Annotated in this window: 16 protein-coding genes and 2 tRNA genes; 4 read left to right on the forward strand and 14 right to left on the reverse strand. The window is 68.1% G+C overall.

Translation table 11 applies throughout. The features are described 5' to 3' along the window. Nucleotides 1–5: 5 nt before the first annotated feature. Genes rlmD through surE form a run of 5 tightly spaced genes read right to left on the reverse strand, consistent with a single transcriptional unit; the run spans nucleotide 6 to nucleotide 5,001 of the window. On the reverse strand, nucleotides 6–1,454 hold the full coding sequence (gene rlmD, locus ACEN9J_RS09970; protein WP_261213611.1) for a 23S rRNA (uracil(1939)-C(5))-methyltransferase RlmD: 1,449 nt from the start codon (nucleotides 1,452–1,454) through the stop codon (nucleotides 6–8). A gap of 51 nt (nucleotides 1,455–1,505) precedes the next feature. Beyond that, entirely contained in the window at nucleotides 1,506–2,519 is a 1,014-nt protein-coding gene (locus tag ACEN9J_RS09975; RefSeq protein WP_413763958.1) for a sigma-70 family RNA polymerase sigma factor, read from the reverse strand. 4 nt (nucleotides 2,520–2,523) lie between these two features. Then, the gene (locus ACEN9J_RS09980; RefSeq protein WP_413763959.1) at nucleotides 2,524–3,438 is read right to left on the reverse strand and encodes a peptidoglycan DD-metalloendopeptidase family protein; all 915 of its coding nucleotides are present in this window, start codon (nucleotides 3,436–3,438) and stop codon (nucleotides 2,524–2,526) included. Nucleotides 3,439–3,449: 11 nt separating this feature from the next. Next, nucleotides 3,450–4,241 carry a protein-L-isoaspartate(D-aspartate) O-methyltransferase gene (locus ACEN9J_RS09985; RefSeq protein WP_057590315.1) on the reverse strand — a complete coding sequence of 264 codons (792 nt, stop codon included), beginning with the start codon at nucleotides 4,239–4,241 and terminating at the stop codon, nucleotides 3,450–3,452. Between the two features lies 1 nt (nucleotide 4,242). After that, nucleotides 4,243–5,001: a 5'/3'-nucleotidase SurE gene (surE, locus tag ACEN9J_RS09990; protein ID WP_057590316.1), complete on the reverse strand. Its 759-nt coding sequence runs from the start codon at nucleotides 4,999–5,001 to the stop codon at nucleotides 4,243–4,245. Between the two features lie 130 nt (nucleotides 5,002–5,131). Here surE and ACEN9J_RS09995 point away from each other — a divergent pair, with 130 nt between their 5' ends. Further along, entirely contained in the window at nucleotides 5,132–6,118 is a 987-nt protein-coding gene (locus ACEN9J_RS09995; RefSeq protein WP_296741415.1) for an NADPH:quinone oxidoreductase family protein, read from the forward strand. 111 nt (nucleotides 6,119–6,229) lie between these two features. Here ACEN9J_RS09995 and ACEN9J_RS10000 read toward each other — a convergent pair whose 3' ends face one another. The 3 genes from ACEN9J_RS10000 to ACEN9J_RS10010 form a co-directional block, all read right to left on the reverse strand. Then, nucleotides 6,230–6,577, reverse strand: a complete 348-nt coding sequence (locus ACEN9J_RS10000; protein WP_057590319.1) for an H-NS family nucleoid-associated regulatory protein — start codon at nucleotides 6,575–6,577, stop codon at nucleotides 6,230–6,232. A 356-nt stretch (nucleotides 6,578–6,933) separates the two neighbouring features. Continuing rightward, nucleotides 6,934–7,009 (reverse strand) — tRNA-His (locus tag ACEN9J_RS10005). Nucleotides 7,010–7,086: 77 nt separating this feature from the next. Continuing rightward, the gene (locus ACEN9J_RS10010; RefSeq protein ID WP_413763960.1) at nucleotides 7,087–7,743 is read right to left on the reverse strand and encodes a YbhB/YbcL family Raf kinase inhibitor-like protein; all 657 of its coding nucleotides are present in this window, start codon (nucleotides 7,741–7,743) and stop codon (nucleotides 7,087–7,089) included. A 203-nt stretch (nucleotides 7,744–7,946) separates the two neighbouring features. On the opposite strand from ACEN9J_RS10010, the gene ACEN9J_RS10015 reads away from it, so the two are divergent. Together ACEN9J_RS10015 and ACEN9J_RS10020 are read left to right on the forward strand one after the other, a co-directional pair. Continuing rightward, complete coding sequence (locus ACEN9J_RS10015; protein WP_057590393.1) at nucleotides 7,947–8,195, forward strand: GlsB/YeaQ/YmgE family stress response membrane protein; 249 nt, start codon at nucleotides 7,947–7,949, stop codon at nucleotides 8,193–8,195. A 24-nt stretch (nucleotides 8,196–8,219) separates the two neighbouring features. Continuing rightward, on the forward strand, nucleotides 8,220–8,552 hold the full coding sequence (locus tag ACEN9J_RS10020; protein ID WP_057590394.1) for a hypothetical protein: 333 nt from the start codon (nucleotides 8,220–8,222) through the stop codon (nucleotides 8,550–8,552). 15 nt (nucleotides 8,553–8,567) lie between these two features. Here the strand turns inward: ACEN9J_RS10020 and ACEN9J_RS10025 are convergent, their stop codons facing one another. From ACEN9J_RS10025 to ACEN9J_RS10050, 6 genes are all read right to left on the reverse strand, one after another. Next, nucleotides 8,568–9,242 (reverse strand): histidine phosphatase family protein, encoded by a 675-nt coding sequence (locus ACEN9J_RS10025; RefSeq protein WP_208512135.1) that lies wholly within the window; start codon nucleotides 9,240–9,242, stop codon nucleotides 8,568–8,570. Nucleotides 9,243–9,357: 115 nt separating this feature from the next. Continuing rightward, the gene (locus tag ACEN9J_RS10030; RefSeq protein WP_296741426.1) at nucleotides 9,358–11,277 is read right to left on the reverse strand and encodes a SurA N-terminal domain-containing protein; all 1,920 of its coding nucleotides are present in this window, start codon (nucleotides 11,275–11,277) and stop codon (nucleotides 9,358–9,360) included. A 76-nt stretch (nucleotides 11,278–11,353) separates the two neighbouring features. After that, a tRNA-Val gene (locus ACEN9J_RS10035) sits at nucleotides 11,354–11,429 on the reverse strand. A gap of 38 nt (nucleotides 11,430–11,467) precedes the next feature. After that, a complete protein-coding gene (locus ACEN9J_RS10040) occupies nucleotides 11,468–11,740 on the reverse strand; it encodes an HU family DNA-binding protein (RefSeq protein WP_007830705.1) in 273 nt (90 codons plus the stop codon). A gap of 232 nt (nucleotides 11,741–11,972) precedes the next feature. After that, complete coding sequence (locus ACEN9J_RS10045; RefSeq protein ID WP_261213634.1) at nucleotides 11,973–13,058, reverse strand: tartrate dehydrogenase; 1,086 nt, start codon at nucleotides 13,056–13,058, stop codon at nucleotides 11,973–11,975. Continuing rightward, nucleotides 13,055–13,969, reverse strand: a complete 915-nt coding sequence (locus ACEN9J_RS10050) for an alpha/beta fold hydrolase (protein ID WP_413763961.1) — start codon at nucleotides 13,967–13,969, stop codon at nucleotides 13,055–13,057. The genes ACEN9J_RS10045 and ACEN9J_RS10050 overlap by 4 nt, the downstream gene beginning before the upstream one ends. Before the next feature lie 70 nt (nucleotides 13,970–14,039). Between ACEN9J_RS10050 and ACEN9J_RS10055 the strand changes: the two genes are divergently transcribed. Then, a complete protein-coding gene (locus ACEN9J_RS10055) occupies nucleotides 14,040–14,987 on the forward strand; it encodes a LysR family transcriptional regulator (protein WP_413763962.1) in 948 nt (315 codons plus the stop codon).

A 14,987-nucleotide genomic window follows, 5' to 3' on the forward strand; every position in this document is an offset into this window, starting at 1 on the left:
CCGGCTCATTCGCGCTCGAACACCGCGATCGACTCCACGTGCGCCGTGTGCGGGAACATGTTGACCACGCCCGCATGCGTGCAGCGGTAGCCCGCCTGGTGCACCAGCAGGCCGGCATCGCGCGCGAGCGTCGACGGATTGCAGCTCACGTAGACGATGCGCCTGGGCGGCGTCCATCCGCCCGTGCGCAGCTCGGGCTGCTGATGCAGGTCGGCCATCGCCTTGGCCAGCGCGAAGGCGCCCTCGCGCGGCGGGTCGACCAGCCACTTGTCGGCCTGCCCGTCGGCGACCAGCATCTCGGGCGTCATCTCGAACAGGTTGCGCGCCACGAACGAAGCCGGCGACAGCGCACGCCGCGCGGATGTCGCGGGCTGGTTCTTGCGGAAATTCTCGGTGGCCCGCGCCACCAGCGTGTCGCTGCCCTCGATGCCCAGCACCTCGCGCGCGCGGCTTGCCAACGGCAGCGTGAAGTTGCCGAGGCCGCAGAACCAGTCGATCACGCGTTCGTCAGACTGCACATCGAGCAGGCGCAGCGCCTTGCCCACGAGCGCCCGGTTGATGTGCGGATTGACCTGCGTGAAATCGGTGGGCCGGAACGGCATCGTCACGCCGAACTCTGGCAGCCCGTAGGCCAGCGGCGTGCCGCCCTCCTCGAGCAACCGCACGGTGTCGGGCCCCTTGGGCTGCAGCCACCATTGCACCTGATCGTTCTTCGCGGCGAAGGCCTTGAGGCGTCCGATGTCCGCGTCCGACAGCGGCTCGAGGTGCCGCAGCACCAGCGCGATGGTGCCGAGCGCCTGGGTACCCGGCGCGTCGCCGCAGGCCAGTTCGATCTGCGGGCAGGTGTCGCGCGCATCGAGCGAGGCGATCAGCGCGCGCAGCGGCATCAGCATCTGGCTGACCTGCCTGGGCAGCACGGGACAAACCTGCATGTCGGCCAGGTAACGGCTCTTGCGCTCATGGAAGCCGATCAGCACCGTGCCCTTCTTGACCACGTGGCGCACCGACAGGCGCGCCCGGTAGCGGTAGTGCCAGGCCGGGCCCTCGAGCGGACGCAGCAGGTTCTCGGGACGGACCTTGCCGAGGTGCCAGAGGTTGTCCTCGAGCGCGCGCTGCTTCACCGCCACCTGCGCCGCGGCGTCGAGGTGCTGCATCTTGCAGCCGCCGCAGGCGCCCGTGTGCAGGCCGAAGTGCGGGCAGCCGGGCCGCACGCGCTGCGAGGACTCGCGCCGGATCTGCGTGACCGTGCCCTGCTCCCAGTTGTTCTTGCGGCGGTGCACGTTGAGCTGCACCTCTTCGAAGGGCAGCGCGCCCTCGATGAACACGACCATGCCGTCAGCTTTGTGCGCCACGCCCTGTGCGTCGAGGTCCAGCGACTCCACGTGAAGCCATTCGCCGCCGGCGTTCGTGGGGGTGTCCGTGGGGGATTTATCTTTCTTGATGGGTTCCGTCATGCCCCGATTGTCTCAGCGTGGGAAGAGACCCTCGCGCGGAGCCCGGCAGGGCTAGAACAAGGCGTCCCGCCCCACGCCCGAGCGCGCGAGCTGACGCCGCATCTTCGCGAGCGCCTCGTTCTGGATCTGGCGCACGCGCTCGCGCGTCAGGCCCAGCCGCACGCTGAGCACCTCGAGCGTCTCGGGCTCGCGGTCGTGCAGGCCGTAGCGCCCTTCGAGCACCTCGCGCTCGCGCGCGTCGAGCGCGGCCACCCAGCCGTCGAGCAGGCGCTCGACCTCGTGCGCCTGGGTCGCGCCGGTCGGGTCGCTTTCTTCGCCGTCCGCCGCGACCGAATCGGACAGCGCGTAGCTCTCCTCGCCACGCGATTCGCCCGCGTCGAGCGAACGCGGCGCTTCGGCCAGCGCCAGCAGGTGGGCCACCGACTGCACGTCCGAGCCCAGCAGCGCCGCGACGTCTTCCACGCGCACGCCGTCGGGCCGGCGCGCCACGAACTCGGGATCGCCCTCGAGCGTGCGGCGCGCGCGCAGCACCTGCTGCAGTTCGCGCACGATGTGCACCGGCAGGCGGATCGTGCGGGACTGGGTCATCAGCGCGCGCTCGACCGACTGGCGTATCCACCAGGTCGCATAGGTCGAGAAGCGGAAACCGCGCTCGGGCTCGAACTTGGTGATCGCGTGCATCAGGCCTAGGTTGCCTTCCTCGATGAGGTCGGAGAACGGCACGCCGCGATGGAGATAGGCCTTGGCGATGTTGACCACGAGCCGCAGGTTGTGCTCGATCATGGATTGGCGCGCCGCGAAGTCACCGGCACGCGCGGCGCAGGCGGTTGCGTATTCCTGCTCGGGGGTGAAGAGCTCGGTGCGCCGGATGCGGCGCAGGTAGACGGTGAGCGCGTCGGCCGTGTCGTCGCCGATGCGCGCGAGCGATTCGACGCTCGGCTCGGGCGCGGTCAGGCCATCGGGGGATGAAGCGGGCGGTGGAGCTTCGCCGCCGGTAGCCGATTCGGCCGGGTTGCCCGCCGACCGGCGCACGGGCAACGTGCGACGGGGGCGGGAACCGGCCATGGCATCACCGGTTCGGGAGGTAGCGCGCCGGATCGACCGGCTTGCCCTGGCGACGGATCTCGAAGTGCAGCTTCACGCGATCGGCATCGCTGCTGCCCATCTCGGCGATCTTCTGGCCCTTCTGGACCGACTGGTCTTCCTTCACGAGCAGCGTCTGGTTGTGCGCATAGGCCGTGAGGTAGGTGTTGTTGTGCTTCAGGATGATCAGGTTGCCGTAGCCGCGCAGGCCCGCGCCCGCATACACCACGCGGCCATCGGCGGCGGCCAGCACCGGGTCGCCGGCCTTGCCGCTGATGTCGAAGCCCTTGTTCTTGGCATCGTCGAAGCCCGCGATCAGCGAGCCATGGGCCGGCCAGATCCAGCCGATGTCCTCATCGCCACCCGCAGCACCCGGGGTCGACGGCGAAGCCGTGACCGGCGGCTTGGCGCCCGCAGCGGCGGCGCCGCTCGCGGCCGCACCGGGCACGACGGCGGGCTGCGGCGTCACCGGCTTGGTGACGACACCGTTCTCGTTCGGTGCCGACGGCGCGGCGGCCACGGTGGAGCCCGGGCCCGAAGGCGGGATCACGCGCAGCACCTGCCCCACCTCGATCAGGTCGGGGTTGTCGAGGTTGTTCCAGCGAACGAGGTTCTGCCAGGTCTGGCCGGTCTCGTTGGCGATGCGGCGAATGGTGTCGCCGGGACGCACGGCGTAGTAGCCCGGCTTGCCGAAGTTCTCGATCCCGGCCAGCGGCTTGCCCGAGGCGTCGGTGGTGATGGTCGGACCGCCCGGAACGGGCGCGGCCGCGCCGGGCGCGCGAGTCATCGTGCCGCGGTCTTCGACCGGTGCCGGGCCCCGCGGCGTGGAACAGCCCGCGATCACGAGCACGACGGCCAACGTGACGCCAGCGTACCAACTCCGATTGCCAAAACCCTGCATTTGTTATTCCTTCAAGCAACGCCCGATTTTAGGGGGACAAAGTGAACCGCCTCAAGAATGAGGCGCTCGAGACCGCGGGCCGTCTTGTCGATCACGACGAGGGCCTGGCCGCCCTTCGCCGAGTGCGTCGGCGCGACGATCCGCCCCCCCACCGCGAGCTGTTCGATCCAGGCTTCGGGCACGGCCTCGCCACCGGCGGCGGCGATGATGCCCGCATAGGGTGCGCCCTTGGCATAGCCGACCATGCCGTCGCCGAACATCAGGTGAACCGTGGCCAGCCGGAAGTGCCGCAGATTGGTCCGCGCCCGCTCGTGCAGGCCGCGCAACCGTTCGATGCTGTAGACCTCCGTGGCCACGTGGTTCAACACCGCGGCCTGGTAGCCGCAACCGGTGCCGATCTCGAGCACGCGCCCCAGACGGTCCTGCGGCTTGCCACTCAGAGCCGGGGCCGCGAGCAAAAGTTCGATCATGCGCGCAACCACGCTGGGCTTGGAGATGGTCTGGCCCAGTCCGATCGGCAGGCTGGTGTCTTCGTAGGCCTGGTTGACCAGCGCGCTGTCGACGAAGCGATGCCGTTCGACCGCGCCCATGGCGCGCAGCACGCGCGCATCAGAGATGCCCTGCGCGGCCAGCTTCTGCACCATGCGCGCGCGCACCGCGTCGGAGGCCATCGAGGGCGTCGACGCGACCGACGGCTTGGGCGGCACGACGGGCTGCCGTCCGCGCAGCGCGGACGAAGCCGGCGTCGAAGCCGAGACGGTGGGCGCGAGGCGAGCCGGGAATCCAGGCCGTTGGGTGGCCATGTCAGTCGGCGAGCCGGACCACCGCGTCGCGCCACTGGCCCAGGTTGGCGTGGTCGGTCAGGTCGATCTGCAACGGCGTGAGCGCCACGTGGCCCTCGGCCGTGGCATGGAAGTCGGTGCCCTCGCCGCTGTCCTTGGCGCTGCCCGCGCCGGCGATCCAGTACATCGTGTCGCCACGCGGGCTTTCCTGCGTGATGACCTTCTCGGCCGCGTGGCGGCGGCCCAGCCGGCACACCTTCACCGGCTTGAGCTCGTCGAAGGGCCGGTTCGGCACGTTGACGTTCAAAAGAAAGGCGCCGCCCTCGAGCATGCGCTCGCGCTCGATACGCTGCACCAGTCGCCGCGCCACCTGGGCCGCCGCGTCGACATGGGCCCAGCCCTTCTCGATCTGCGAGAACGCGATCGCGGGAATGCCGAACAGGTAGGCCTCCATGGCCGCGCCGACGGTGCCCGAATAGATGGTGTCGTCGCCCATGTTGGCGCCGTTGTTGATGCCCGAGACCACCAGGTCGGGCCGGTAGCCGAGCAGGCCCTTGAGCGCGATGTGCACGCAGTCGGCCGGGGTGCCGGTCACGTAGCGGAAGCCGTTGTGCGCGGTGTGGACGTAGAGCGGTGCCGCGAGCGTCAGCGCGTTCGACTTGGCGCTGTTGTTGTGCTCGGGAGCCACCACCTCGACCTCGGCCAGGTCCTTGAGCGCGTCGTGCAGTGCGACGATGCCGGGCGCCTGGAAGCCATCGTCGTTGGAAATGAGTATCTTCATGATGCGGTGCGGTGCAACGGATTGTAGGCGCCGGGTGCGTCGCAGCAGGGACAAGGACACGCGAGGGCGACGCCTATCATCGCGCGCTTCATTGCCTCAACATTACTACCCGTTTCGAAGGAGACCGAGCATGCACGCATGGCTTTGCGAGAACCCCGTCGGTGTCGACGCGCTCACCTGGAAGGAGCTGCCCACGCCGACACCCGGCCCGGGCCAGGTGCTGATCGAGATCCGGGCCGCGAGCCTGAATTTCCCCGACCTGCTGATCGTGCAGAACAAGTACCAGATGAAGCCGCCGCTGCCGTTCGTGCCGGGCTCGGAGTACGCGGGGATCGTCCAGGCCGTGGGCGAAGGCGTCACGCACCTCAAGGTCGGCCAGAACGTCGCCTGCCTCTCGGGCACCGGCGGCTTCGCCACCCACACGCTGGCGCCCGCGGCGCTGTGCATGCCGCTGCCCGAGGGCTTCGGCCATGTCGACGCGGCCGCCTTCATCATGATCTACGCGACCTCGTGGCACGCGCTGATGGACCGCGCGCAGCTCAAGGCCGGCGAAACGGTGCTGGTGCTCGGCGCGGCGGGCGGCGTGGGCACGGCCGCCATCCAGATCGCCAAGGCGGCCGGCGCCAAGGTGATCGCGGCGGCGTCCACCGACGAGAAATGCGAGCTGTGCCGTTCGATCGGCGCCGACACGACGATCAACTACACCACGCATGCATTGCCGAACGGCTTCAGGGACGCCATCAAGGCCGCGACCGACGGCAAAGGCCCCGACGTCATCTACGACCCGGTCGGCGGTGATTTCGCGGAACCCGCATTTCGCTCGATCGGATGGCGCGGCCGCTATTTGGTCGTGGGTTTTGCGTCGGGCCCGATTCCCTCGCTGCCATTGAACCTCACGCTGTTGAAAGGCGCGTCGCTGGTGGGCGTGTTCTGGGGCGATTTCGCCAAGCGCGAGCCGAAGGCCAACGCGCAGATGATGGCCGAATTGGCGCAATGGTATGGGCAGGGAAAGATCAAGCCGGTGATCGACAGCACGATGCCGATGGCCGAATTGAAAGCCGCCTACGCGCACATGGGTTCGCGCGGGGTCAAGGGAAAGCTCGTGATGGTGAACTGATCCCCACGAACCCGGGCACCAGGAGATTGGCACCCGGACCCGCAATAAAAAAGCCCGCGCTTGCGGGCTTTTTTATTGCGGAACCGGTTGGCGCGTGTTCGCGCACCATGCTCACTTGATCTCGAAATCCGTCAGCGACTTGCCCGCGGCCAGCGCCTCGGTCACCCAGCGCGGCTTGCGGCCACGGCCGCCGGACCAGGTTTCGCCGGTCGGGCTGCGGTACTTGGCGGCGGCCTTGGGGGCCGGCGCACTGGCGGCGCGCTTGGCGGTCACGGCGCGGCCGGCCGAGAGCTTCAGATCCGACGCGGTCAAGCCGTAGTCGGCAATCTTCCTGCGAATGTCCTCGATCACGCCGGCACGTTCCTGGTTGCGCAGCTCTTCGGCCTGCTTGCGCAATTGCGCGATCTGTTCGTCGTGCTTCTGGATCTGGGAATTGATATCTGCGAGCGTCGAGGCCATTGGCGGCTCCTGTAAATGAAAACGCCCGCAGTTTAATTCAGTTTGCAATTGATTTTGAGCAAACCCGACCAGAAAAATCCGGGGCGCTTGGCGTTTTACAACAGCGCGAGGGTAAAACGCCCCGCTCCTGGGCAGGAACCGGGCCTGAGCCGGGCTTTGAAAGTCTGCCTGCAACGCGGAAGCCGGGGAATTGAACGCCTTGCGACCGTTTCGGGCCGCTGGTGCTTATTGAAAGGCCGGAAAGAAAAGCATTCGCCCGTTGCCCACCCAAGAACGCGCACGGAAAACGCTTTAGGCAGGCCCCAAAAACAAAAACGGCCCTGGATCGCTCCAGGGCCGTTTCTTCGGAATTCATATGGGGTGGCTGATGGGACTCGAACCCACGACGACCAGAATCACAATCTGGGACTCTACCAGCTGAGCTACAGCCACCGTAATAGAGTCCACGATTATAGCCATAAAAGCCGCGACCCCGACCCTGGTTTGGAAGAATGATGCGCGCGCCCCACTCAGCCCGCCGCCAGCGGACCCGAAGGCGCTACCTGCGGCGCCTCGTCATGCGCGGCGTCCCTCTGCCGGATCGAGCCGTCCGAGCGCTCGAAGGTACCGATCAGCAGACCGCTGGCGATCGCATGCGCCTTCAGTTCGTCGACCACCTCGTCCCGTCCGGGCGCGACCGAGAACTCGTGCGCGCGGTCGAGCGCGAACAGCTGGAAGGCGTAGCGATGCACGCCATGCCCCGGCGGCGGATCGGGCGGCAGCCACGCCGCCTGCAGCCCGGAATTGCGGCCGGCGTGCACCGTGTCCTGGCCTTCGTTGCCCTGGCTCGGCAGCGCCGCTTCCACCAGCCGGGTGTCGCCAGGCGGCAGGTTGACGACGATGGCATGCACCAGCGGGTTGGGCGTGGGCGAATCCGCATCCTCGACCACCAGCAGCAGCGAGGCGGCGCCTTGCGGAACGCCCTCCCATTGCAGAGGCGGCGACAGGCCTTCGCCATCGGCCGTGTAGCGCGGCGGAATCGGCGCGTGATCGGCAAAGGCGACGCTCGTCAGCGAGATCGTGGCCATGCCCTCGCGCAGGCCGAGCGTGTTGAAAACGATCTTGTCCAGGCCGGCACGCACGCCGTGCAGGGCCTGGCCGATGACTTCGGGCAACTTTTCGAGCATGCCGAGGGTATAGCGCGCCCTTTGCCGCGCCCCTGTAGGACGCCGCAGCGGGCCAACCGAAGCCTGCGGCGCCAGATCGCGCAGCCCCGCACGCCGATTCGAAAGCACGGGCTCTCGCCTCGCCCGCGCGATGCATCCGGCCGCTATCATGGCCGCGCCCTGCCATGCGGGCGCCGCTTCATTCACGAACCAAGGGATCACTCATGAGCATCGTCTGGACCATCCTGATCGGCTTCGTCGTAGGTCTGGTGGCACGCGCCGTCAAACCGGGCGACGACTCCGCCGGCTTCATCGTCACCACGCTGATCGGCATCGCGGGCTCGCTGGTCGTCACCTATGTCGGCCAGTCGCTCGGCTGGTACACCGCCGGCGAAGGCGCCGGCTTCATCGCCTCGGTGCTCGGCGCGATCGTGCTGCTGATCCTCTACGGCCTCGTCAAGCGCAAGAGCTGAGTCGCCGGCCATCGGGCGGGGCCGATGCCACGCAAACCCCGCGCGCACCACCATGTCTACGTGGTCGAGCTCGACGACCGCGTCTGGAACATCGCCCGCTTCCGGCGCGCCAATCCCGACTATCAGCTCGGCAAGCCCTTCGTCTACGTCGGCATGACCGGGCTCGATCCCGACATACGCTTCGACAAGCACAAGGCGGGCATCCAGGCCAACAGCTTCGTGCAGGACTACGGCCTGCACCTGCTGCCCGCGCTCTACGAGCGCTACAACCCGATGAACTACGAAGACGCGCGCTCGATGGAAGTCGAGCTCGGCATCGCCCTGCGCAAGGCGGGCTACGGCGTCTGGCAGGCCTGAGCGCGAAGGCCCGCGTCAGGAATAGGTGACCCAGTCCTCGTACGCCGGCCCGTCGAGATGCGGCAGCGTGTTGTAGGTCACCAGCATGTGGCGCTTGGGCGTGAAGGCGAACTCGGTCACCGACGAGTTGCGGATGCGCAGGTTGAGCTCGATCGTGGTCTCGGGGCTGGTGCCCAGCACATGGCCCACCGCCGTGCTGATCGGGCCGCCGCTCGACACCACGAGCACCTTGGCCCCATGGTGCTTGTCGCGCACATGGTCGAGCGCGGTGGTCACGCCCGCGAGAAAGTCGACGTAGCTGGGCATGCCGACCGGCTTCGTGCGCCCCTGCATCCAGGCGCCCAGTCCTTCGCGCAGCAGGCGGAAGTGATGCCGGTACATCTCGGGCGAATCGGGCTTCTCGAGCTTGCCTTCATGGATGGTGGCGATCACCGCCTCGCTGTCGTACTCGTTGAGGCCGGGCCACGGCAGCACGTCGTCGCGCGTCAGACCGAGGCCCTGTGCGATGCCTTCCCAGGTCTGCCGATGCCGGCGCAAGGTGCCGGTGATCACGGCATCGAAGCGCATGCCGCGCTCGCGCCAGTACTCGCCGAGCCGCACCGACTGCCTGTGGCCCAGTTCGCTCAGGTTGTCGTAGTCGGCCGCGCCGAAGCTGGCCTGGCCATGGCGCACGAGGTAGAGAGTTCCCATGCGCGGATTCTGGCAAGAAGCGACCGCGGCGCTTGTCCCACGCGAGACGGAAAAAGCAACGGGCCGCACAAGGCGGCCCGCGAAGGGAAGAGGAAGCGCCTCGCGGCGCGATCGGTCAGCGTGCGCCGGCGAACGGCAGTCCGTCGGTCGCGGGACGCGGCACCAGGATCTCGGCCTTGTAGCGGTCCTTCAGCAGGTTGTAGTAAGCGGCGTCTTCGGCGGCGGCGATCGACTGGCCGACCTGCGCGTTCTCCTGCTTCGCGACTTCCGCCGTCGGCGCAGTGCGCGGGACGGCCTTGGTCACGCGCACCACGGCATAGCCCTGCGTGCCGAGGTCGACGCCGACCAGGGTCGGCAGCTTGCTGGCGTCGGCGCGCAACGCGGCCTCGACCACCACGCCCGGCTGTGCCTTCGCATCGGTGCGCGACACGGTGACGGGCGCCGCGAAATTGGCGCCGTCGGCCTTCGCGGTCCAGGCCGCGAGCTTGGCCTCGCCCTCGGTCTTGGCGAGGGCCGCCGCGCGCTCGGTGACGAGTTGCGCGCGGATCTTGTCTTTCACATCGGCCAGCGGAATCGGGTGCGCGGCCGAATACTGGGTCACGCGGCCCGAGGCGAGCTGGTTGGTGCCGACCTCGATCGCTTCGGTGTTCTGCTTGCGGCTCAGCGAATCGGGAGAGAACAGCGCACTCAGGAAGTTGCGGCTCGCGAGCGGTCCGGTGGCACCCGGCGCGGCCGTGCGGCCGATGTTGTTCGCGGTCTGGATCGTGAGCTTGAGCTTCTCGGCGGCCGGCTTCAGGCTCTCGGGCTGCTGGTACACCGTATCGGTGAAGGTCTCGGCGGCCTTGGCGAATTCCTGCGTGGCCTGCTGGGCACGGTAGTCGTTCTCGAGGGTGGCGCGCACCTGCTCGAACGGCGGCACCACGGCCGGCTTGATGTCGTCCAGGCGAATGATGTGATAGCCGAACTCGGTTTCGACGACGTTGCTGATCTCGCCCTTCTTCAGGGCGAACATCGCATCTTCGAAAGGCTTGACCATCGCGCCGCGCGTGACGAAGTCGAGGTCGCCGCCCTTCTCGGCCGAGCCCGGGTCCTGCGAGTTCTTGCGCGCGACATCGGCGAAGGTGTTGGGTGCCTTGCGCACATCGGCCAGCAGTTGCTCGGCCTTGGCCTTCGCCTTGGCGCGATCGGCGGCCGGCGCGCTGGCGGCCGCGGTGATCAGGATGTGGCTCGCGCGGCGTTCTTCCTTGGTGCCGAAGCGCGCGGTGTTCTGCTCGTAGTAGCTCTTGAGCTCGGCCTCGTTGACCGTCACGTTCTTCTTGGCCGCCTCGAGGTCGAGCAGCAGGTATTCGATGCTTGCCTGCTCGGGCGCCTGGAACTGCGCCGCGTGGTCCTTGTAGTAGGTCTCGATGTCGGCATCGCTGACCGTGACCTTCGACGCGAAGCCCTCGGGCGCGAAGCGCGACACCTGGATCTCGCGCTGCTCGTAGAAGGCGTTGATGGTGGCGGCCGCCAGCGCGGGCGGCGTGAAGGTGGTGCCCGACACGCCCAGCAGCAGTTGCTGCGTGGCGAGCTCGGCGCGCATCGAGGCTTCGTACTGCTCGGGCGTGCGGCCGGTCACGCGCTGGAAGGCGTCGCGGTCGAACTTGCCCTCGGGCGTACGGAAGGTCGCGAGGCCCGGGTCCTGCGCGAAGATGCGCGAGAGACGTTCCTCGGACACCGTCATGTTGGCCTTGTTGGCCGCCACCGTCAGCACGCGGTCGCGAACCATCTTCTCGAGCGTGGCGTAGCGCAGCGCATCGGAGTCGAGCACCAGCGGGTCGACGTTGGGCGACTGCTGGCGGATGCGGTCGGTTTCCACGCGATGCTGCGCATCCCATTCGGGCCGCGTGATGCTGGTGCCATCGACATGCGCGACGGCCTCGTCCTTGGAGAAGCCCTGGTAGCGCTCGACGCCGAACAGCACGAACGACGGGATGATCAGCAAGAACAAGATAATCATCATGATCTTGTTGTACTTGCGGAAGAAATCAAACATGCTTGGACACTCTCAGGCGTTGGCTGTCGGACGGCAATAAAAAAGGCGAACCGTTGTTCGCCTTTGCATCGGGTGGTGGTGGGTGCTGAGGGGCTCGAACCCCCGACCTACGCCTTGTAAGGGCGCCGCTCTACCAGCTGAGCTAAGCACCCCACCGGGAATACTTTTCTTCCGAGTTCTCGTCGTCGACTTAGTTCAACGCGTCCTTGAGGGCCTTGCCGGGACGGAACTTCGGAATCTTGGCGGCCTTGATTTTAATCGCGTCGCCGGTGCGCGGATTGCGACCCGTACGCGCCGCACGTTTACCGACTGCAAAAGTGCCGAAACCGACGAGCGACACGGAGCCGCCCTTCTTGAGCGTGGTACGAATGGCGCCGATGGTGGATTCGAGCGCGCGCGTGGCGGCTGCTTTGGAAATATCGGCGTTCTTTGCGATGTGCTCAATCAGTTCGGTCTTGTTCACAAGGGCCCCTTGTAGAAAAAAGTTGGTCGGCTTTCGTCGGCTGGCGAGTCGGTCGCGACGTGGTGCGACGCGGAAGCTTGGCAGGCCTGACGCCCCGGCAGCGCGCTGCCATCGGGGATTACAACCACTGGCCTGCGGGGTGTCAATACGACATCAGCCCGTGCGGCGCAGCGGAGCGCGCGATTCTAGGGGCGTTTCGCGAAGACCTTTTTCCGACCGGGCTCGGGCCGTCTCACAAGGCCTCGGCGATCGCTTTTCCGAGGTCGCTGGTGCTCGCCGTGCCACCGATATCGGGCGTGCGCGGCGCACCGCTTCCGGGCGCGAGCACCTTCTCGATGGTCGAGAGGATCGCGTCGTGCGCGTCCTTGTGGCCGAGAAATTCCAGCATCATCGCGCCGCACCAGATCTGGCCGATCGGGTTGGCGATGCCTTTGCCCGCGATGTCGGGCGCCGAGCCGTGCACCGGTTCGAACAGCGAGGGCGTGGTGCGCTCGGGGTTGAGGTTGGCGCTCGGCGCGATGCCGATGGTGCCGGTGCAGGCCGGCCCGAGGTCGGACAGGATGTCGCCGAACAGATTGCTCGCCACTACCACGTCGAAGAAGTCGGGCCGCTGCACGAAGTGGGCGGTGAGGATGTCGATGTGGAACTTGTCGAGCGTCACGCCCGGATAGGCCTTCGCCATCTCGGCCACGCGCTCGTCCCAGTAGGGCATGGTGATCGAGATGCCGTTCGACTTGGTAGCGCTGGTCAGGTGCTTCTTCGGCCGCGACTGCGCGAGCTCGAACGCGAACTTGAGCACGCGGTCCACGCCCAGGCGCGACATCACGGTCTCCTGCACCACGATCTCGCGCGGCGTGCCTTCGTACATGCGCCCGCCGATGCTCGAGTACTCGCCCTCGGTGTTCTCGCGCACGATGTACATGTCGATCTCGCCGGGCTGGCGCGGCGAGCCGTCGCGGCGCACCACGGGCGCGACGATGCCGGGCATGAGGCGCGCGGGCCGCAGGTTGATGTACTGGTCGAACTCGCGGCGGAACAGCAGCAGCGAGCCCCACAGCGAGATGTGGTCGGCGATCTTCTCGGGCCAGCCGACCGCGCCGAAGAAGATGGCGTCATGGCCGCCGATCTGGTCCTTCCAGTCGTCAGGCAGCATCTTGCCGTGCTTCTCGCAGTAGTCCCAGCTCGAGAAGTCGAAGTGGTCGAACTTCAGGTCAATGCCGAACTTGCGCGCCGCCGCATCGAGCACGCGCACGCCCTCGGGCGTGGTTTCCTTGCCGATGCCGTCGCCGGCGATCACTGCGATTCTGTGGGTGGTCATGGTCTGGGTCCTTCCGATGGGATGAGCGGTGCAAAGAAGTCGAGTGCCTCGGCGAGCAGTTCGCCCGGCGCCTCCTCGGGAACATAGTGGCCGCAGGGCAGCGCATGCCCGTCGACCCGGTCGGCGCGCTCGCGCCACAGTGCCAGCACGTCGAAGGCGCGTCCGACCACGCCGTGCGCGCCCCACAGCACGCGCAGCGGCATCGCGAGCCGCGCGCCCGCGGCGATGTCGGCGCGGTCGTGCTCGAGGTCGATGCCGGCCGAGGCGCGGTAGTCCTCGCAGATGGATTCGGCGCTGCCCGGGATGGCCGCGCAGCGCTCGTACTCCGCGAGCACCTCGGGCGCGAAGGGCGCGAGCCCCGCGTGACGCCCGCCCATCACGCTGCGCACGTAGCGCACCGGATCGGAGGCGATCAGCGCCTCGGGCAGCGGTGGCGGCTGGATCAGGAAGAACCAGTGCCAGTAGGCGCGCGCGAAGGCTTCCGAGGTGTGCTCGTACATGGCGAGCGTGGGCGCGATGTCGAGCAGCAGCATGCGCTCGACGGCGGACGGATGGTCGGCCGCGAGCCGGTGCGCCACGCGCGCGCCGCGGTCGTGCGCGAGCACGCCGAAGCGCTCGAAGCCGTGATGGCGCATCGCCGCGAGCGCGTCGAGCGCCATCGCGCGCTTGCTGTGGTTCGCGTGCGCGGCATCGGCCGCGGGCCGGCCCGAATCGCCGTAGCCGCGCAGGTCGATCGCGACCACAGTGAAGCGCTCGGCCAGCGCGGGCGCGACGCGGTGCCAGATGGCGTGCGTCTGCGGATGCCCGTGCAGCAGCAGCAAGGGTGCGCCGCGGCCGCCGATGCGGCCATGCACGCGCACGCCATCGCGTTCGATGTCGAAGACGGGAAAGTCGAGGAAAGAGGCGGTCACGCGGCGATTGTGCGTTGCGCACCCCGGTCCATCAAGCAACAATCGGCCAATTCATACTTTCCGTTCTGGCATGAATTCATTGGCACTGGAGCGCGCCGACCTGGCATTGGCGCTCGCCATCCGCGAACACGGCAGCCTCGCGGGCGCGGCCGGCGCGCTCGACGTCGTGCCTTCGGTGGTCACCAAGCGGCTCGGCGCGCTCGAGGCACGGCTGGGCCAGCGGCTGTTCGACCGCACCACGCGGCGGCTCAGCGTCACGGCCGAGGGCGAGGCCGTGTGCCGGCATGCGAAGCAGTTGCTCGAAGGCTTCGCCGCGCTCGAGGGCGAACTCGGCGAGCGCCAGAACGAACTCACGGGCGCGGTGCGGCTGGCCGCCACCTTCGGCTTCGGCCGACGCTGGCTCGGCCCCGCGCTCGCGGAATTCCAGGCCGGCCATCCGGGCCTGCGCATCGAGCTGCAACTGACCGAACGCCTGCCCGACCTCGGCGCCGAAGGCTACGACGGCGCGCTGTGGCTCTGGGCGGTGCAGCAGCGCCATGCCTCGGACTGGGTCTCGCGCCGCATCGCGCGCAACCAGCGCGTGCTGGCGGCCGCGCCCTCCTACCTCGCGCGCCGCGGCACGCCGGCCAGCGTCGATGCGCTGGCCGCGCACGACTGCCTGGTCGCGCGCGAGAACGGCGAGATCCACCGGCAGGAATACGCGCTGTGGTCGCTGCGGCATGGCCGCGACGGCAGCACGGCGCGCGTGCGGGTGCAGGGCCCGCTGTCGAGCAACTCGGGCGAGATGGTGCGCGACTGGTGCCTGGCGGGCCACGGGATCATGCTGCGCAGCCTCTGGGACATCGCGCCGCAACTGGCTTCGGGCGCGCTGGTGCGGGTGCTGCCGCAGTATGCGATGCCCGATGCCGACATCCACTGGATCGCGCCCTGGCGGCCGAAGACGCCGCGGCGGGTGCGGCTCTTGGTCGACCACCTGGCAGAGCGCTTTCGCGGCGAACCCTGGAAGCCAACGCGCTAG

This window comes from Variovorax sp. Varisp41, assembly GCF_047325085.1.
Taxonomy (GTDB): domain Bacteria; phylum Pseudomonadota; class Gammaproteobacteria; order Burkholderiales; family Burkholderiaceae_C; genus Variovorax.